General features: G+C 73.0%; 16 protein-coding genes. 7 read left to right on the forward strand and 9 right to left on the reverse strand.

The window, feature by feature from the left end:
- Both ACZ4WH_RS09770 and ACZ4WH_RS09775 read left to right on the forward strand, forming a co-directional pair.
- Nucleotides 1–651, forward strand: a complete 651-nt coding sequence (locus ACZ4WH_RS09770) for a 2OG-Fe(II) oxygenase (protein WP_468178441.1) — start codon at nucleotides 1–3, stop codon at nucleotides 649–651.
- Nucleotides 648–1649: an aldo/keto reductase family protein gene (locus tag ACZ4WH_RS09775; RefSeq protein WP_468178443.1), complete on the forward strand. Its 1002-nt coding sequence runs from the start codon at nucleotides 648–650 to the stop codon at nucleotides 1647–1649. Before ACZ4WH_RS09770 ends, ACZ4WH_RS09775 begins: the two co-directional genes overlap by 4 nt.
- Before the next feature lie 24 nt (nucleotides 1650–1673).
- Here ACZ4WH_RS09775 and ACZ4WH_RS09780 read toward each other — a convergent pair whose 3' ends face one another.
- The 4 genes from ACZ4WH_RS09780 to ACZ4WH_RS09795 form a co-directional block, all read right to left on the reverse strand.
- Nucleotides 1674–3074 (reverse strand): TfuA-like protein, encoded by a 1401-nt coding sequence (locus tag ACZ4WH_RS09780; RefSeq protein ID WP_468178445.1) that lies wholly within the window; start codon nucleotides 3072–3074, stop codon nucleotides 1674–1676.
- Between the two features lie 98 nt (nucleotides 3075–3172).
- The gene (locus ACZ4WH_RS09785; RefSeq protein WP_468178447.1) at nucleotides 3173–4270 is read right to left on the reverse strand and encodes a YcaO-like family protein; all 1098 of its coding nucleotides are present in this window, start codon (nucleotides 4268–4270) and stop codon (nucleotides 3173–3175) included.
- 37 nt (nucleotides 4271–4307) lie between these two features.
- Nucleotides 4308–4562: a hypothetical protein gene (locus ACZ4WH_RS09790; RefSeq protein ID WP_468178449.1), complete on the reverse strand. Its 255-nt coding sequence runs from the start codon at nucleotides 4560–4562 to the stop codon at nucleotides 4308–4310.
- A gap of 48 nt (nucleotides 4563–4610) precedes the next feature.
- Nucleotides 4611–4985: a helix-turn-helix domain-containing protein gene (locus ACZ4WH_RS09795; protein WP_468178451.1), complete on the reverse strand. Its 375-nt coding sequence runs from the start codon at nucleotides 4983–4985 to the stop codon at nucleotides 4611–4613.
- 449 nt (nucleotides 4986–5434) lie between these two features.
- Here ACZ4WH_RS09795 and ACZ4WH_RS09800 point away from each other — a divergent pair, with 449 nt between their 5' ends.
- The 5 genes from ACZ4WH_RS09800 to ACZ4WH_RS09820 all read left to right on the forward strand — a co-directional run bounded on the left by ACZ4WH_RS09800 (nucleotide 5435) and on the right by ACZ4WH_RS09820 (nucleotide 11018).
- Complete coding sequence (locus tag ACZ4WH_RS09800; RefSeq protein ID WP_468178453.1) at nucleotides 5435–6400, forward strand: thiopeptide-type bacteriocin biosynthesis protein; 966 nt, start codon at nucleotides 5435–5437, stop codon at nucleotides 6398–6400.
- A gap of 2 nt (nucleotides 6401–6402) precedes the next feature.
- On the forward strand, nucleotides 6403–6564 hold the full coding sequence (locus ACZ4WH_RS09805) for a hypothetical protein (protein WP_468178455.1): 162 nt from the start codon (nucleotides 6403–6405) through the stop codon (nucleotides 6562–6564).
- 2 nt (nucleotides 6565–6566) lie between these two features.
- Nucleotides 6567–9575 carry a lantibiotic dehydratase gene (locus ACZ4WH_RS09810; RefSeq protein WP_468178457.1) on the forward strand — a complete coding sequence of 1003 codons (3009 nt, stop codon included), beginning with the start codon at nucleotides 6567–6569 and terminating at the stop codon, nucleotides 9573–9575.
- Nucleotides 9576–9594: 19 nt separating this feature from the next.
- Entirely contained in the window at nucleotides 9595–9747 is a 153-nt protein-coding gene (locus tag ACZ4WH_RS09815; RefSeq protein ID WP_468178459.1) for a hypothetical protein, read from the forward strand.
- 83 nt (nucleotides 9748–9830) lie between these two features.
- Entirely contained in the window at nucleotides 9831–11018 is a 1188-nt protein-coding gene (locus tag ACZ4WH_RS09820) for a lanthionine synthetase LanC family protein (RefSeq protein WP_468178461.1), read from the forward strand.
- Between the two features lie 19 nt (nucleotides 11019–11037).
- Here the strand turns inward: ACZ4WH_RS09820 and ACZ4WH_RS09825 are convergent, their stop codons facing one another.
- From ACZ4WH_RS09825 to ACZ4WH_RS09845, 5 genes are read right to left on the reverse strand one after another with little or no spacing between them, the layout of a single operon-like run.
- Nucleotides 11038–11946, reverse strand: a complete 909-nt coding sequence (locus ACZ4WH_RS09825; RefSeq protein ID WP_468178463.1) for a carbohydrate ABC transporter permease — start codon at nucleotides 11944–11946, stop codon at nucleotides 11038–11040.
- Nucleotides 11943–12875 (reverse strand): carbohydrate ABC transporter permease, encoded by a 933-nt coding sequence (locus tag ACZ4WH_RS09830; protein ID WP_468178465.1) that lies wholly within the window; start codon nucleotides 12873–12875, stop codon nucleotides 11943–11945. The genes ACZ4WH_RS09825 and ACZ4WH_RS09830 overlap by 4 nt, the downstream gene beginning before the upstream one ends.
- Complete coding sequence (locus tag ACZ4WH_RS09835; protein ID WP_468178467.1) at nucleotides 12872–14260, reverse strand: ABC transporter substrate-binding protein; 1389 nt, start codon at nucleotides 14258–14260, stop codon at nucleotides 12872–12874. The genes ACZ4WH_RS09830 and ACZ4WH_RS09835 overlap by 4 nt, the downstream gene beginning before the upstream one ends.
- A 51-nt stretch (nucleotides 14261–14311) precedes the next feature.
- Nucleotides 14312–15409 carry an enolase C-terminal domain-like protein gene (locus tag ACZ4WH_RS09840; protein ID WP_468178469.1) on the reverse strand — a complete coding sequence of 366 codons (1098 nt, stop codon included), beginning with the start codon at nucleotides 15407–15409 and terminating at the stop codon, nucleotides 14312–14314.
- Between the two features lie 37 nt (nucleotides 15410–15446).
- Nucleotides 15447–18743, reverse strand: a complete 3297-nt coding sequence (locus ACZ4WH_RS09845; protein ID WP_468178471.1) for a discoidin domain-containing protein — start codon at nucleotides 18741–18743, stop codon at nucleotides 15447–15449.
- Nucleotides 18744–18766: the final 23 nt, after the last annotated feature.

Raw genomic sequence — 18766 nt, forward strand, 5'->3', positions numbered from 1 at the left:
GTGATCGACCTGACCGCCCTGCACCGCCGGCCCGCCGACCCGGACTCGGGCCGCCGGCGCACCGACCCCTACGACCACTACGTCTGGGACGGACTGTTCGACCCGGACGCGCTGCGGGCCGCGGCCCGGGGGTATCCGGACGTCGGCCGGATGACCCAGAAGCCCGGCATCCCCCGCTGGTTCTCGCTCGACCTGGAGCCGGCGTCCCCCGCCCTGCGCGCGCTGTGCGAGACGCTCCTGTCCGCCGAACTGGCCGAGCAGATCAGTGCCGTCACGGGGACGGCCGGGCTGCGCACCGACCCGGCGGGCGACTGGGGGAGCTACCGCGTCTCGGCGCGGGGAGCCGTGCACACCGCCCACATCGGCGGCAACCGCCACCCGGTCACCGGCTGGCTGCGCCGGTACTCCCTGTTCACCTACCTCAACGAGGGCTGGCAGGACGACGACGGCGGCCTGCTGGAACTGTGGCGGCCCGGCGCGGACGCCCCCGGCGCGCGGATTCCGCCCGTGTTCAACCGCAGCGTGCTGATCGAGACGACCGACCGGTCCCTGCACGGCGTCTCCGAAGTGCGCGGCTCCCGGCCGCGCCGGATGGTCACCGTCCACTTCTGGACCGAGTCCCCGCGGCCGGACGGGCGGGAGCTGACGTGAGGCACCGCCGGCTGGGCGACAGCGGGCTGTACGTCAGCGAGATCGCCTACGGGAACTGGATCACACACGGCGGCCAGATCGACGCGGACCGGGCCACCCGGTGCGTACGGGCCGCGCTGGACGCCGGCATCACCAGCTTCGACACCGCCGACGGCTACGCCTTCGGCGCCGGCGAGGAGATCCTCGGGCGCGCCCTCAAGGGCGAGCGGAGAGAAGGACTGGAGATCCTCACCAAGGTGTTCTGGCCGGTGGGGCCCGGCCCCAACGACCGGGGCCTGTCCCGCAAACACATCCTGGAGTCCGTCGAGGCGTCCCTGCGGCGACTGGGCACCGACTACGTCGACGTCTACCAGGCCCACCGCTACGACCACGGCACCCGCCTGGAGGAGACCCTGGTCGCGTTCGCCGACGTCGTACGCCAGGGCAAGGCGCTCTACATCGGCGTGTCCGAGTGGCGGGCCGAGGAGATCCGGGCGGCCCAGGCGCTCGCCCGTGAACTGCGGGTGCCGCTGGTGTCCAACCAGGCCCGCTACTCGGCCCTGCACCGGGTGATCGAGGCGGAGGTCATCCCCGCCTGCCGTGCCGAGGGCCTGGGCCAACTGGCGTTCTCCCCGCTGGCCCAGGGCGTCCTCACCGGCAAGTACGCGCCCGGACACCCCCCGCCGGCCGGCTCCCGCGCGACCGACACCAAGGGCTTCGGCCGGAAGTTCGTCAGCGGACTCCTGCGCGACGAGATCCTGCGCCCGGTCCAGCGGCTGCTGCCACTGGCCGACCAGGCGGGCGTCCCCCTGGCGACGCTCGCACTGGCCTGGGTGCTGCGTGAGCCGAACGTGTCGGCCGCGATCATCGGCGGCAGCCGTCCGGAGCAGATCCAGGCCAACGCCACGGCCTGCGAGTTCGTGCTCGACGACGACCTGAAGGCGGCGATGGACGCGATCCTGGCACCCGTGGCGCTCACCGACCCCGCGCTCACGACCAGCCCCGGCGGCGGGCGGTGACCCACCGCTGCCCGGCCCACCCCGTCAACCGGTGGCGGCTTCCCGGGCCCGGTGGGGGGCCGGGCCGCCGTGCCGCACGGCCAGATACACCGTGCGGGCCGTGTCGAGGGCGTGCCGCAGATCCGCGAACCCCCGGTCCAGTGCCGCCAGTTCGAGGTCGGCGGGAGCACGGTGCCACAGCTCCGCCAGCCAGGGCAGGACCACCTGCGCCGGCAGGCGGCCCGGCTCGAACTCCGGGCGGACCGTGCGCGCGAGCCGGTTCAGCTCGGCCGCCCTGCGCCACACCCGCTCGGCCTCACGGTGGAAGGGCCGTGCGCGCACCACCGGGAGGGCCAGGGCATCCGGGGGAAGACCGGGCCGGAGCCGGAAACCGCGCACGAGAAACGCCGTCAGCAACTCCCGTACGCCGAGCGTCCGCCGCTCCTCGGCGCTGGTCCACCGCTCAACGCAGGACGGCAGCCCGGCCCCGCCGAGCCGCAGGATTCCCGTGTGCTCGGCATGCAGGATCGCCGCGTCGACCCCTCGGTCGGCCTCCCGCGCCGGACCGGCGAGGAGCCCGGGGACGACACGCTCCCCGGCCGCCCGGGCGCAGTCGGCGCACCCGGCGAGGAAGCGGATGACGAGCTGCTCGTGCACCCGCGGGTACTCCGGGTCCAGGAGCTGGCAGACGCGCAGCGCGCCGTGCGCCGCGCCCCCGGGATCCGCCTGGGCGACGCGCCACTGGTGCAGGTGGATCGTCTCGTTGACCCGGACCGGCGGCGGAGCCGGACCGGGGTCGGGGGCGGTCGCCGCCGCCAGGAGTTCCAGGGTGTCGGCGCGCTTGAGGTCCACGTAGTCCCGGCGGCACAGCTCCGCCAGTTCACCGGCCCGCAGCGGGTCGATGCCCGCCCGGCGCGCGACCACGGCCACCTGCCCCAGGGCCCTGCTCTGGTACGGCATGCCCGCCAGCCCGGTGACGACCGCCTCGGCCTCGTCCGGTGTGCACCGCCCGACCGTGACCGCTCTCGCGAGGGTGGCCCGGAGGTTGACGAGGGGTTCGGACAGCCGCCGGTACCCCTCCTCCGCCGGCGCGTGCACCAGGGTCACCTCGTCGTCCGCCTCCAGGGTTCCGTCCCGGAAGCCCTCGTAGATCCTGCCGACGCCGGTCATGCCGAACGGGGCGAGTTCGGCGGCGCGCAGAGCCCCCATGCTCGCGCCGCCCCACACCCGGACGCCCCGCGCCATGAGCGCCAGGATCTCCTTGTGCCGGACGGCCCGTACGTGATGGAAGTACCCGTCGGCGATCACCACCGAGTCCCCGGGCTGTGCGGGCAGCGCCAGCAGGTCACCGGAACCGACCGGCGGACGCAGGTCGACCACGGAGGCGTCGACCAGGTCCGCCGCCCCGGGCAGGGACGGGCCGACGAAGAAGTACGTCCTGTTCATGAGGGAGCCGTGTTCATCAAGGAGTCCTGTTCATCGGGGAGTCCTGTTCGTCGGCCGGGCCTGTTCGTCGGCAGGGCCTGTTCGCCGGCGGGGACTGTTCAGTAATCGTCGGGACACGACGTACCGGGACACACGACCCGTACGACCGGTACGTCGAACTCCTCGCGGCGCAGATCCACCACCACGGGCGCGCTGCCGTACACCGCCGTCACCGCACGGCTCAGCCCCAGCCACTCGGGCCCGGAGGTGTCGGGCGGCACCGGGCCGAACGCCCGGAAGTCCACCCCGCCACCCGCGTCGTCCCACGGTTCCCCGGCAGGACCGGGGCCGCCGCTGTAGATCGCCTTGGTGAGATCCTCCCTCGTGCCCGCGATCGCGGAGAGCCGGGACTGGGCGGCCTCGGTGAGGGCCCGGGTCAGGGCTCGCCCGGGGTCGCGGTGGGCACCGCTGCCGATGAACTCGACCGGCAGGTCCTCGCTGCGCAGCCGCGCGGTGAAACAGGGGGTCCCGACCGCCGACGGACAGTGCTCCACCAGGACGCTCATGCCCGCCGCGGCCAGGCGGTCGAGCAGGAGCCGCGGGGTCCCGGTCACGCTGTCCGGCGCCACCCGGGTCCGGCCGCCCGCTCGTGCGCTCGTGGCCAGCGCGTCGCGTTCGACGACCTCGTACAGGGCGTGCGTCACCGCCTCGTCGTAGGTGGTGCCGCTCGCCAGGCCGTTGCTGCTGACGGTGAACAGCGGAGGCTGCCACTCCGGCGCGACCAGCGCGTCCAGCCGGAACAGCGCCGCGGGCAGCAGGGTCTCGCGGGGATCTTCCTCGAGGGTTCGAGCGGGCGCCCACTCCAGTACCGTGTCGCCGCTCAGACAACTGCGGGGTGCCGACCGCAGATCGTCGACCTCGTAGGTGAGGGACCGCTGGACATCGGTCACGCGTGCGTGGACGCCCGTGGGCGGAAAGTGCTCCGCGTGCCAGACCTCCAGGGCCTCCATCGCGGCCGACACCCGGGCCGCCGCCGGTGTCGTGCCCTTGCCCTGCGACACCGACAGGGTCAGGGCGTTGGGGCGGACCGCCTGGAACACCGGTATCCCGATGTGGTCGAGCCAGGTGACGTCCGCCACCCGGGTCACCCCGGCTCGCGGCAGCAGCCCCCGGATCGCGGCCCACGTCTCCTCGGCCGTTCGTGATCTCGTCTCCATGCCTGCCGGCTTTCCGGGTGCGCCTGTTGACGTGTCGTCAGGACCCGGTGCTGTTCCAGTCGTCGACCGGGTCGAGGGCGCGGACACCGGTCCGGTCGGCTCCGGTGTGGTCGGCGCTGTGCACGGTGAGCGCGGCTACGGCGGTGAGCGCGGCCACGGGAAGCAGGACCGCGGCCCGGGCCGCGAGGGAGCGGCGGCCGCCGGCCGCCGAGCGCCGGGCCGGACGGCTCACCGCGCGCTTCTCGTCGTCCCGGTTGTCGGCCGCGCTCATGTCCTTGCCGTAGAGGTTCATCGATGTCGCCTTTCGTGGAGGTGGTGTCGGGCGGGGGCGGGTCAGTGGTCAGTCGTGGGGGCGGGCCGGACGGCGGTCGGGCACCCGCTGGGCGGGAGGACTCCCGTCGTGCACCCGGTCCAGCAGCACGCCCGGCACCATCGGCCGACGCGCGGCGGACGCGGAGGGGCGCATCCGGATGCCGAGGGCCACGCCGAGCTGGAAGCGGTTGTCCACCCCCAGCCGGTCCATCAGGGACCGCAGGATGTTGGTGACGGTCCGGGGACTGATCCCGAGCCGGTGGGCGGCGCTGGAGTCGGTGTGACCGGCCAGCAGAAGGGAGATGAGCCTGCGCTGCCGCTCGTCCAGCGGCACCAGCGGCGGGACGGTGGGGGAGGGTGAAGGGAGGCGGGGACGAGGCCGCGGGTCGGTGTTCGCGCTCACCAGGACTCCCTCTCTTCGGTGTTCGGCCACAAGGGGGGCGGGCCGGAGCGCTTTCCGTTCCGGCCCCTTCCGAACACTGACAGCCACCGGTCAATGCACGATCAGTGCGCACGGCTGTGCCGCTGGACGACGGATGGACACCCCGCCCGCCCCCGGCGCCCGCACACCCACGACACCGACTCCGCTCCTGGTCAGCGGCGTCGATCGAACGTTGATCCACACAGGTGCCGAGCCCGGCACAGGGCGGGCCTCATTCCGCGCTCGGCGTCCGAGCGTTCCCCGTCACCGGCGGCTCCGGTGGGAAACCGGCGCGTCGGGCGGATCGTCACGGAACGCGGCATACCTCCCGCGCACTTCTGTTGATCATATGACCAATTGGTGTCGCGCTTTGGAGGGCTTGCGGGCCGGTCATCACAGGGGTGGTTGTCCCTTCCCGGTGAGGAGGCCACATGGTGCGGGTCGAGCGGTTGCTGGCCGACTGCCTGGAGGACGCGCGTGCCGAGTCGCTGGGCACCGTTCCCCTCGCGGCGGACGACGCCGGTTACGCCGAGGCCCGCCGGACCTTCCTGACGGCCGGACTCCAGGCCCTGCGCGCGCACGCACCCGAGGCCGGGTGGGTACAGCTCAACGTGGCCGGCGCTGGGGTGTTGCCGTACCGGCAACTCGCGGACAGCGCCCGGGAGTTGGTCGACACCGGACAGGCCCACGACTTCTTCTTCATGCACAAACCCCCGGGGCTGCGCGTGCGGTTCCACGCGGCGGAGCCGTCCGGGGCCGAGGCTCTGCGCGCCGCCCTGCTGCGGCAACTGGAGCCGGGGCAGCAGGACCATGCCTGGGCGCGGCCCGTGGCCGGTGTGTACGAACCCGAGACCTACCTCTTCGGCGGCCCCCGCTCCATGCCCTGGGCGCACGCGCTGTTCACCGCCGACTCCCGGGCCTGGCTGGACGTCCACACGGCCGTGGCCGGTGAGCCCGTACCGCCCGGCTGGCGGGTGTCCCTGGCGCTGTTGCACGCCGTGTTCGACGGCCTGGGCATCGTCGGCTGGGAGCACCGCGGGGTCTGGCAGGTCGTCCGGGAGGAGACCGGCCGCGGGCTGCCGAGCGGGCTCGGCACGCCCGACCGGCGCCGGGCCGCCGCCGGCATCCGCGCCTACTGGAACCAGGGCGCCGACGCCCGGCTCAACACGCTGCCGAAGCCCTGGCGGGACGTTCTGGGCACGCACCTGGACGCGGTGCGGCGAGCCGCCGAGCACTGGCGCACCCACTACTTCACCTCCGGCGAGGCCACGGTCGGCCCCCGCCGGGCCGCCGCCCACCACGTGGTCTTCCACTGGAACCGGGGCGCGCTCTCCACCGCACGCCAGTGCCTGCTCACCGAGGCACTCCTCGCCGACGGCCGGGAGGGGGCGGAGTGAGCATGGGTCCCGCACCTCCACAAGCGACGAACGCCGACGGCACCGCGCCGCTGCGGCTCGACGGAATCCCCGGCGACGCCACGCTCGTCCCGCGCCGGACCACTCCCCACCCCCACCCCCGCCCCGAAGCACTCGTCACCGACGCCCGTGAGAGGAGGCAGTGAGCATGAGGCACCTACCGGTACAGGCCACGGACAACAGTGGCGCCGCCCTCGGTGGTACCGCCCTGCTTCGGCTCGGCGGCATGCCCGGTGCGGCCTGGGCCGCCGGGGCCGCTCCTCAGCTGTTCGACGGGATCGTCCGGCACGCCGATGCCGTCGAGCGGATCGCCGTGCAGGGCCGGGCGCTGGCCGACCGGCTGGGGGGCGAGGTCGTGCCGCAGCCGTCGTTGGCACCCGCCGAACGAGGTGCCGTACTCGCTCTGAGGCGGCGGCTGCACGCCGGGTCGGCGCCCCGGTTGCAGGACTGGCTGCTTCTGCTGCGCTTCCCCGCCGTGCCCGCCGACCTCGCCGAGCAGGCCCACGCGTTGGTGCGCGAGGCCGAGGCGGCCGACGCGGCGCTCGCGGGACTGCGGCAGGCCGTCGTGGCCGAGCAGCGGCGCGTCGCCGAGCAGGCCTGGCGCACGTCCTGTGGCAGCCCGGTGATGCGGGCGTTCGTGGACAGCGCCGCCCCGGGACTCGTCGACGAGGTCGAACGGCGGCTCGCCGTCGGACAGTCCTGGTCGAGCAGGCACCTGCGCAAGCGCGCCGCGTACCTGTGGCGGCTCGTGGGCCGGGCCGCGGCGAAGACCACGCCCCGGGGCTGGACGGGCCAGATCGCCGCGCTCCCGGTGGCCTCCGACTCGGCCGGGTGCCCGCCCCTGCTCGCACCCGGCACTCCTCTCCCGTCGGCTTCCGACTCGACCGGGTGTCCGCCGTCGCTCGCTCCCGGCACTCCTCTCCCGTCGACTTCCGACTCCGCCGGGTGTCCGTCGTCGCTCGCACCTGGCACCTCCCTTCCGTCGGCTTCCGACTCGGCCGGGTGCCCGTCGTCGCTCGCGCCCGGCGCCCCTGTCCCGGCGGCTTCCGACTCGGCCGGGTGCCCGCCCCTGCTCGCACCCGGCGCCCCTGTCCCGTCGGCTTCCGACTCGGCCGGGTGCCCGTCGTCGCTCGCCCCCGGCGCCCCCCTCCCGGCGCTTGCTCCCGATGCCTCCCTCCCGGCGGTCCCCAGCCCGGCCGGGTCCCCGCCCCTGCTCGCACCCGGCACCCCCCTCGGCGCCCTCGCCGCGGTCGCCGTGGAGAACGTGCACCTCGTCAGGGCGCGCAGCACCCCGCCGGACCTGCGCACCGCCGCCCCGGAGACCCTGCTGACGCCGACGCCCCTGCACTTCGCCGAATCGCCCCCGACCACGCCCGGCGGCGTCCCCGGCCAGGTGCGCTGTTACGTCGTGGATCCGCTGGAACCCGGCCGGCTCCGGCAGATCGTGCTGCGTCGCACCCGCGTGCTGGAAGGCGTGCTGGCGCTCCTCGCCGACGGCCCCCGCCCGCTCGGCGAACTGGACCGGACGCTGCCGTCCCTGACCGCGCCGCCCGGCGGGCCGCCCCTGTCTCCGGGGGTGTTACGCGGCTTCCTCCAGCACCTGCACTCCCTGGGCGTCCTCCAGGTCTGCCAGGCGCCCCGGCACTACCGCAGCGCCTGGGTGCCGGCCGGCACGGTCACCACCACCGGCGCCCTGCCGCAGGCACCCACGGGCGGCGGGTCCGGCGCCTGGTTCCTGGACTCCTACCGCCGCCTCGGAGCCGACGCCGCCGTGTCCGGACCGGCCGTCGCACGCGTCGGACGCGGGCTGCGGATCGCCGCCCGGATCGCCGCCCTCCGCGAGGCCGACAACCCCCCGGACGCCCCGGAACAGCGGTTCTCCTTCGCGGAGTTGACCGAGCGGCCCCGCCCCATCAGCGAGATCCTCGCCGACCGGCTGAGCGCCGACACCCCGCCCCCCGCCCCCCGGCGCTACACCGGCTGGCCCCCCGCCCGCGACCCGGCCGGCGGCTACGCCCGGCTGCTGGACCACCTGGACGCCGCCGCCCGCTCCGGCGCGGCATGTGTCGACCTCGACGACGCGCTGCTGGACGTCCTGGGGGCGCCGCGCGGCGAAGACGCCCTGCCGCGCTGGCCGGTCGACTGCCTGCTGCGCCCGCTGGCCCCGGCCCCCGACGGGGGACCGGTGGCCGTCCTGGAGACCGCCTCGGCCGCCGGGGTGCTCGACGCCCGGTTCGCCGACGGACTGCGCGCCCTGTACGGCGGTCACCGCAACAGCGACGCCTACCGGGCCTTCCTCACCGCCGTGGAACAGCGCACCGGTGTCCGCTTCGTCGACCTGCTCGTCCCGCCGCTCACCGAGCGGTCCGCCAACGCCGTACGCCGTCCCGTCACGACCCGCTGGTGGACCGGCGACCCGGACCCCACGCCGTACTACGGCTCACTCGGCCGGCACGCGCGCTACCTGCCGCTGGACCGCATCAGCCTGCGCCGCGGCCGTGGCCGGATCGTCGCCGAGGCGGACGGCCGGCGCATCATCCCCGTCTACCACGCCACCCGGTCCCCCGCCCCGCCCTACGACACCCTCGTCCGCCTGCTGCTCGCCGCGAGCCACCCCGCCGCCTCCTACCTGGTGCGGCTGGACGCGCTGGACGCGGCGCTGCCCGAGCGGGCCAGGCTGCCCCGGCTGACCGCGGGCGGCGACCTCGTCCTCGCCCCCGCCACCTGGCGGATCGACCGCGCCCGGCTGTGGCGGCCGGGCGACGACCTGCTCACCAAGGTCCGCGCCCTCGCTCTGCTGCGGCGGAGCGCCGGCCTGCCCCGGTACGCGTTCGCGCGCACCGCCCCCGGCGCGAAGCCGGTCCCGGTGGACTTCGCCTCGCTGACGGCCCTTCACCTGATCGAGCGGCTGTGCGCCCAGGAGGCGGGCACGGCACTGCTGGTGGAGGAGATGCTGCCGGCGCCCGGGGACCTGCTGCTGCGCGACCCGCTGCACGGCGGCGCGACCGTCGCCGCCCAGCTGCTGCTCCGGCTCCCCCACGACCAGAGCGCCGGCCGGCTCGCCGAGGCCGCCGCCGACACCCTGGTCCACGGCGGCCGGCCAGACGTCCCCGGCCCGCCCACCAGGCGGCCCGCCGGGGCGAACCCCACCCGATGAGAGAAGAAGGGGAAGTCCCATGCCCGACAACGAACTCACCGAACTCGACACCCTGATCAACGCCCTCGAAGAGCGGATCACCAGCGAGGACCTGCCGTCGGTGTCCGCGTACACCGAGGGGTGCAGCGGCCTGTGCACGATCGTCGTCTGCAACACGGTCGTCATCTGTTGATCCCGTCCCCAGGAGCCGCCCGCCCGCCCGGCCGGGCGGCTCCGCCCGCAACCCACGAGAAACCCGGCCCACGAGGACCCCCGATGGCGTACGACACGGCAGCACCGGCCACCCCCCTCCACGACGTCCACGGCTTCGCCGCCCGCTACCTGGAGGAATGGGCCGTGGCACCCGGCCGGGGCGGGCACCGCTGCGATCCCGGGGTCCCCGTGCTGGCGCACCTGGTCGCGGACGACCGGGCGGCGCGGACCGCCGTGGCGGTGTGGTCCCGCACGGCCGGACGCGGGCCGTCCCACCCCGCCCTGTACGACGACGGCCTGGCCGGCACGCTCGTCGGCCTGCGCCTGGGCGCCCGCGTACACCCCGCGCTGCGGCCCGTGGCGGACCGGCTCGCCGCCCACCTCGGCGGGCGCGTCCCCCGGTACCGCACGCACGGCGTCGCCTTCCCCGACTACGACCTGATCTCCGGCCCCTCCGGCACCCTGCTCGCCCTGTGCGCGGCGGAACCGGAAGCCGGGCCGCCACGCCCGCTCACCGCGCACCTGACGCACCTGTGCGAGGAGGAGGAGCTGCCCCGGCTGCGGACCGGGCAGTACGCCGAACACCCGCATCTCGCCTGGGTGCACGGCCGTGTCAACACCGGTATGGGGCACGGCGTCGCCGGGCTCGTCACCGCGCTCACCGCCGCACTGCGCCGTACCGGCCCGGACGCGGACCGCGCCGACGGCCTCGCCGGGGCGCTCGGCCGGGCGACCCGCTGGCTGGTCCGCCAGGCGTACGACGACGAGCGGGGCATCCGCACCTGGCCCGGCGCCGGACCGGACGGCCCGCCGGCCCGCGCGGCCCACCCCCGGCAGGCCTGGTGCTACGGCACCCCGGGGGTCGCCTGGGCGCTGTGGGACGCCGCCGACGCCCTCGGCGACACCGCTGCCGCCGACTGGGCGGCCGACGCCTTCACCACGCTCGCCGAGCACTACGACGAGACGTTCCACCTCTACGGCGACACCCCCGGCGACCGCCTCGGACTGTGCCACGGCGCCGCGGGCGTGCTGGCCGTCGCCGACGCCTTCGACCGGCACGCCCGTCTGCCCGCCGCGACCGCGCTCAAGCACCGCCTCGTCCACCACCTGACCACCCGGCTCCCCGCCCACCCGCCCGCCGACTGGTCCGCGGACCTCCTGAACGGCATGCCCGGCACCCTGGCCGCACTCCTCACCGCCACCCAGGAGACGGCCCCCCGCACCTGGCTCGCCTGCCTGGGCCTGCGCTGACCGGACGCTCCGGGCCGGGTCACTCCTTGGTCGCGCCCGCCAGCATCCCCGACACGAGGGTGCGCTGGGAGAACAGGAAGAGGACCAGAACGGGGAGGATGGCGATGATGATGGCGAGGGCGAGTTCCGGGATCGTGATGTTCAGGCCCGCCCCGGCCACCGGGTTGAACGACGGGGTGGACGACAGGAGTTGGTTCAGGCCGACCTGGATGGGGAACTGGTCGCTGTTCGGCAGCACCAGATACGGCAGGAAGAAGTTGTTCCAGTTGCCGACGAAGCTGAAGAAGGCCACGAGGCCGATGACGGGCTTCGCCAGGGGCAGGGCGATGTGGGTGAACAACTGCCATTCCGAGCAGCCGTCGATGCGCGCGGCGGCGAGCAGATCGCGCGGCAGGCTGGTGGCGAAGTAGATGTAGACCAGGTACACGCCGAACGGGTAGAAGGAGAACGGCAGGATCACCGACCAGGCCGTGCCGATCAGATGGAACGCGTTCAGTTCCAGGAAGATCGGCAGGACGAGCGTGGCCGACGGCATGATCATGGTGACCAGGGTGATCGCCAGGAGGAACTTGCGGCCCCGGAAGCGGGTCAGGGCCAGGGCGTAGCCCGCCGGGACGCTGGTGAGCAGGGTCAGCAGCAGCGAACCGGCGGCGTAGACGGCCGAGTTGCGCAGCCACACGAGGACCGCGCCGTCCTCGAAGGAGAACAGGTGCCGCCAGGCGTCCCCGATCCTGCCGAACGAGCCGAAGGACAGCGGGTTGTCGTGGACGATCTGCCCGGCGGTCTTGCTCGGCGCCAGCAGCAGCCACAGCACGGGCAGCACGAAGAAGACCAGCAGGACGGCGAGCAGCAGGCCGACCACCAGGGCGGAGACGGCCCGTGAGGGCGTGGTCCGGGAGCGCGTGAGGGCGAGCGGCCGGGTCGTCATCTCTCCTCCAAGGTGAACATGCTGGAGCGCCACACCAGCAGCCCCGCGCAGAGCAGGCCGAGGGCCAGCAGGAAGACGGAGATCGCGGCGGCGCCGTTGAAGTCGCCCTGCTGGAAGGCGTACACGTAGGCGAGCTGGTTGGGTGACCAGGTCGGGCTGACCCGGCCCAGGCTGGCGGTCTGGAGCAGCTGCGGTTCGACGAACAGCTGGGTGCCGCCCGCGAAGGCGAGGATGGTCATGTAGGTGATCCACTGCCGGATCATCGGGATCTGGACGGACCAGGCGGTGCGCCAGGGCCCGGCCCCGTCGATCCGGGCGGCCTCGATCACCTCGTCGGGGATGTTGTTCAGCGCCCCGTACATCACCACCATCCAGCCGCCGGCCCCCGTCCAGAAGGCGATCAGCATGAAGATCACCGGAAGGTTGCCGGGGGCCAGCACGGCGGCGAAGCTGTCCAGGCCCATCAGGCGCAGCAGCCACGACACCGGGCTGACGTCCGGGTCCAGCATGAACAGCCAGACCAGGACGCTCGCCACCCCGGCCAGCGCGCCGGGTATGTAGTAGAGGAACCGCAGCAGCGCGGAGACTTGCGACCGGACCCGGCCGCGCAGGACGACGGCGGTCAGGACCGTCAGCACCACGAGGACCACCAGCCAGAGGGCGAGGTACAGCAGGATGTGGCCGAAGGCGGGCAGGAAGCGGTAGTCCCGGGCGACCCGGGTGAACTGGTTGACGCCGGTGAACTGACCCCGGTCGTTGGTGAAGGCCAGATAGAAGGCGTAGCAGGTGGGGAAGACGCCGAAGGCGAGCAGCAGCAGCGTGTACCCGGCGACGAAGAAGTAGCCCGCCCTGCCACCCCGCCGTCGCGGCGGGTCGCCGCGGCGGGTGGGGGCGGGTACGGCGACGGGCTGGGCGTCCAGCAGCGTCATCGGTCGGTCACCTGGTACCCGTTGGCCCTGGCCTGGTCGCTGATCGCCTTCTGCCACTCCGGCAGGGTGGCCGTGAGGGTCTTTCCGGCGGTCAGGGCCGGCAGGACGACGCTCGACCAGGACGTGGCGTCGGAGAACCGGGTGTTCGACCAGCCGGTCCACACCTCGTCGGCCGCCTGCTGGAACGGGCCGCTGACGTCGCCGGCGAAGTAGTCGCGGTGCGCCGGGTCGGCCAGCCAGGCCTTGGCGGCGGGCGCGTAGGCCGGGTAGGTGGGTGCCGTGGCCTGGTTCGCGTCCGAGGTGGTCAGCCAGGTCACCAGGTCGGCGGACGCCTTGAGGTTGGCGCTGTGCGAGGAGACCATCCAGACGCCGCCGCCCACATTGCCCGTGGCGGCGGTGGTCTCACCCGGCCACTTCAGCGGGGGCGCGGCGGCGATCCGCTTCGCCGGGGTGTGGAAGGCGGCCTTGAACAGGTACTGGCCGTACCAGGAGGGGCCGTAGGCCATCAGGACCTTGGAGCCGCTGCTCTTGGCGAACCCCTGGCTGAAGAACCCCTGGGTGGTCACGGCCTTGGCGGAGATCAGCTTGTCGAGCACGGTCGCCATGCGGGTGCACTTGGGGTCCTTCAGATCGACCCGCAGGGTGTCCGGCGTGGTCAGGTGGAAGGCCGGGCACCGGCTGGACCAGAAGTACGACTCGTGAGAGTTGGTGTCCCCGACCGAGCCGACGAGATAGCCGGGGTGCTCCTTGGCGACCTTCACGCCCAGGGCCTCGTACTCGGCCCAGGTGGTGGGGACCTGGTAACCCCACTTGTCCATCAGGGACTTGTCGTACCAGAGGACGACCTGGGCGATGTCGTTGCGCAGGCAGTAGGTGTGCCCGTGGAACTGGCAGGGTGTCAGCGAGCCCTTGGCGAAGCCGTCCAGCGTGCTCTTCGGGACCAGCTTGTCGTCCAGCGGGGCCGCGAAGGCGGCGGCGCCCGGCTTGGTGGGGGAGGAGGCCCAGGTGACGTCCGTGGGGGAACCGAAGACGACGTCGGGCCAGCCCTTGCCGGTACGGTCGAACAGCTGCACCTTCGTCTGGAGATAGGTGGAGCCGTCGGCGCCGCCGTCGTAGGTGACGATCTTCATCTTCACGCCCCGGTGCGACTTCTGGTACGCCTGCACCGACGGCAGCCGCGTGGAGTCGGTCCAGACGGTGATCTCGGAGCCGTCCTTCTGCGTCGCGGGCTTGAACCGGGACGTACTGCCCTGGTGGTCCGACCCGGTGGACGGGTCGGCGCTGGCGCAGCCGGCCAGCGCGGCGACGGCCGCGAGAGCGGCTCCGGCGGCGAGGGCGCGTACGGCTCTGCGCCGGCCGGTGGTCGAAACGCGCGAAGACGTCATCGTCTTGCCTTTCGTGGTTCGGGATCGTGCGGGGGTGGTGACGGCGGCGGGTCAGCGGGGCTGTTCCACGAACCGCTGGAGCGCGCTGCCGTAGCCGAAGTCGAGGGGCAGGGCGATGCCCGGCCCGGTCGGGGCGTGCACCAGGCCCCGGTCGTCGACGTGACGCTCGCGGACGACCGTGGTCGAGGTGACCAGGGACTCGTAGTAGGTGGTGTTGGAGATGGCCATGCACAGGTGCTGGTTCGGGATGTCCGAGCCGTGCACCTCGGCGCGCAGCCGGAAGGCGTCCGCCAGGTGCGCGGTGCGCATGGCCCCGGTGACACCGCCCCGCAGCGTCGTGCTGGCGCGGACGCCGAAGGTGGCGGCGCCGCTCCTGATGAAGTCGGCGGAGTTCATGTGGGCGCCGTCGGAGGTCTCGGCGACCAGCAGCGGTACGGCGACGGACTCGGCCAGCCGCCGGTAGGCGCTGATGCTGAACTCCCGCATCGGCTCCTCGTACCAGAGGTAGTCCGCCTCGGCCAGGGCGTGCCCCAGGTAGAGCGCGTCCGGCAGGTCGAAGCCCGCCGAGCCGTCGTACATCAGCGGCACGTCCGGGCCGACGTGCCCGCGCAGGGCCTGGCACAGGGCGGCGTCGCGGCGGGCGTCGCCCCAGGCGTGCAGCTTGATGCCGTGGTAGCCCAGCGCCAGGCACTGGTCGGCCACCGAGAGGAACTCCTCGGTGGTGGCGAAGGTGGAGGTGGAGGCGTAGGCCGGGATGGCCTCGCGGAAGCCGCCGAGCAACTGCCACACCGGCCGGTCGTGCACCCGCCCCGCCAGGTCCCACAGCGCCACGTCGATCAGGCCGAGCACGGGCAGGGGCAGTTCGTGGATGCGGTCGAGTTCCCAGACGCGGTGCCAGAGCCATTCGCGCCGGAAGGGGTCGGCTCCCAGGAGTTCGTCCCGGAAGACGCGGTCGACCAGGTCCCGCAGGGTGACGGCCGCTCCCGGCCGCGCGAACACCGCCACCCCTTCGGCGCCCTCGTCGGTGCCGATGTGCAGGACCGCGCCGTCGCCCACCGGGGCGCTGCCGCTGAGCCCGTGCCGCCAGGAGAAGGGCGGGTCGGCGGCGGGGACGTCGATCCGGTGGACCTCGACATGTGTGATCTTCATGGTCGCTTTCTGTTCCTGGGGTGGGGAGACCGGGGACCTAGAAGCCGCCGTAGGCCTGCAACTCGTAGAGGCTGCCGCCGTTCCAGCTGGAGGCGGTGACGGTCAGGCGCAGATAGCGGGCGTCGACCGGGGCGTCGGGGAGGGAGTAGGCGGTCTGCGCCGAGGTGTAGCCGCCGGTGTGGTCGTCCAGCGCCGACCAGTTCAGGCCGTCGGCGGAGTACTCCAGGAGGTACTTGTAGCCGCTGGGCTTCTCGAACGTCGTGACCACACCGGAGACGCTGGTGACCTTGCCCAGGTCGACCTCGATCCAGGACGGGTCGGGCAGGCCGAGGCCCTGGGCCCAGCGGGTGGACAGGTCGCCGTCGACGGCCAGTTCGGGGGTGTTCGGCTCGGAGTAGGAGGAGACGGTGACGGGTGCCTTCAGGGCGAGGTCATGGTCGGCCGGCATGGTGACCGTCGCCGCCGGGCTCGGCGCGGAGGCGTTGAGCGCCGCGTCCCTGGCCACGACGGTGAAGCCGTACTCCTTTCCGGGCGTCAGACCGCTGACCCGCAGCCGCGTCGCGTCGGTGACGGCGATCCGCTTGCCGTCCTGGTAGACGGCGTAACTGGTGACGCCCTGGCCGTCGGGGGCGGCCGGCCAGCTCACCTGGGCGAGGCTGGGCAGCAGCGGGGTGACGGTGGGCCTGGCCGGCGCGTCCGGAGCGGTGTGGTCGTCGCCGGGGGCCAGCGGGGTGCCGTAGACCTGGAGTTCGTAGACGCTGCCGCCGTTGAAGCTGGAGCCGGTGACGGTCAGCCGTACGTACCGGCCGTGGATCTCCTTGTCCGCGAGGGAGTAGGTGGCCTGCGCGGTGGTGTCACCGTCCGTGTGGTCGTCCAGGGCCGTCCAGTGCGCCTCGTCCGGGGAGACCTCCAGGCGGTACTTGTAGCCGCTCGCCTTCTCGAAGGTGGTGATGGCGCCGGTGACGTCGTACTGCGCGCCCAGGTCGACCTGGATCCAGGACGGGTCGGGCAGGCCGAGGCCCTGGGCCCAGCGGGTGGACAGGTCGCCGTCGACGGCCAGTTCCGGGGTGTTCGGCTCCGAGGAGGAGGAGACGGTGACCGGCTTGCGCAGCGCCAGGTCCGCGCCGTCGGGCAGGGTGACCGTCACGGGGGGGCCGGCCGGCGACTCGTTGCCCGCCGCGTCCCGGGCGGTGACCGTGAAGGTGTACGACGCCCCGGCGGTGAGGTTCGGGACGCGCACCGAGGTGCCCTTGGACGCGCTGACCACCTTGCCGCCGCTGTGGACCGCGTAGCCGGTGACACCGTTGTCGTCGGTCGCGGCCGGCCAGCTCAGATCCACGACGGTGGGCAGGCCGGCGACCGCGCTGGGCTTGCCGGGGGCCGTCGGCGCCGTGTGGTCGCCGGTCTCCGGGTCCGGGTCGAGGTGCCGGTACGCCGGCTGGAGACCGGCGTTGTCGACGATCGACGCGGGCAGCTGCTCACAGCCGTCGACCGTCGTGTTGTTCACGATCTTGTCGTCGGTGCTGTTGAACTGCGCGCTGAACCTGGGCGTGGTGGTGAAGTTGTAGTCGGCGGTGATGTCCATGCCGTGGTTGAGCAGCAGCCACTGATAGGCGACATCGCAGAAGGCGTTGTTGGTCGTGTGCCAGTAACGGCTGCCCTCGTCCTGGTAGATCGCCCCGTAGGCCGGCTCAGGGACCTTCCTGATGTAGTTGCCGGAGACGATGCCGCCGGGGTTGGCACTCAGGGTGTAGATCGCGCCGCCGTCGGCCTGTGACTTCATGATGTCACTGATCTCGTTGTCACTGATGACGTTGTCACGGGAGGTGGTGGGGGTGTCCCACACCGGTACACCGGAGTTGCCCGGATAGTTGCTGTCACCGCCCGGATCGGTCAGGCCCCAGCCCCAGCCCACGGAGATACCGCTGTACGGCAGGTCGTACACCTTGTTGTGAGTGATGACGGTGTGGTCGGTGTACCCGGCGAAGATGCCCAGGGAGCCGTTGTACTGATCGGCGACCTGGGTGACGACGTTGTTGTCGACCGTGTTGTCCTTGGTGACGTCCCGTGGATCGTCCGGGTGCGCGTCCACGACCTCGACCCCGCCGACCTGGACACCGGTGGCCGCGATCTGCCGGAACACATTGCCGGTGACCTCGGTGCCCCGCGTCCCGGTGTTGAGGTTCAGGCCGACGGCGCCGAGGTGCGTGAAGGTGTTCCCCTCGAAGGAGATGCCGTGGCCGTGGCTGACGTTGACCGCGCCGGGCGTCTTGACCCACTTCAGGCGGGTGGAGTCGAAGTCCGGGTTGTCGTCGCCGACGATACGGAAGCCGGCCTGGCCCTCGATCAGCCCGTCGTCCGAACTCGGGGCGAGCCAGGTCGAGTAGGAGAAGGTGATGCCCCGGAAGGAGACGTTGCTGACCGGGTGGTCCTTGGTGCCGTCCAGGTCCACGAGATCCTGGACGCGCGGGACGGTCACGGTCGCCTTCGCCAGGTCCTGCCCCTTCTCGGGCATGTAGTAGAGATCGCCCGCGCTCCTGTCGAGGTACCACTCACCCGGGGTGTCCATCAGCTCACGCGCGTTCTCCAGCCAGGTGGGGTTCTGGATCTCCTGGCCCTCGTGGAGGTTGGCGTTGTGGAAGCAGGGCTGCCGCATGGTCATCGTGGTGCCGGAGATGGACTGCACGGGGCAGCGCATCATCATCCAGCCCCACTTGCTGACCACCTCCATGTCGGACTGATTCCTGTACGCGTCCAGACGGGTGTCCGTGATCTTGTAGCCGGTCGCCGTCTTGGAGAAGCCGGGCGGGTTCTCCGGACCACGGGCCCGTGTCTCCAGCTCGCCGTCGACGTACAGCTGCCGGGTGTCGAGGTCCCCCACATGCGCCCTGTACACCGTGTGGCCGGCGTCGACCGGTGCCCAGCCGGTGACCTGGCTGCCACCACTGATCACGGGGTGCGCCCCCGGCGCCGCCTCGTAGACGACGCGGTGTCCGTTGGTCCCCGAGTCGCGTGGCGTCAGGGTGAAGGTGTCGGTCAGCCGGTAGGTGCCGGAGAGCAGCTCGACATCGATGTCACGCCGCATGTCGCGGTTGGTCCCGCGCACGAAGTCCCGCGCGTGACCGAGCGTCCGGAACGGGTGCCTGGAGGTGCCCGAGCCGGTGTCGCGGCCGAGGTCGGGCGAGACGTAGATCTTCAGCGGGGGCGGATCGGCGGCCCGCGGGGCGGCCTGGGCGTGCGGGGCGGTGAGGGGGAGGGCCGCGGCGGCCAGGGCGAGGACCGTCAGTGTGCCTCTTCGCCGGGGGCGGCGGGGTGGGGCTGAGGGTATGGACATGGGAATCCAATCGCCTGCGGGGT

It is taken from the genome of Streptomyces sp. NPDC029138, assembly GCF_055564375.1.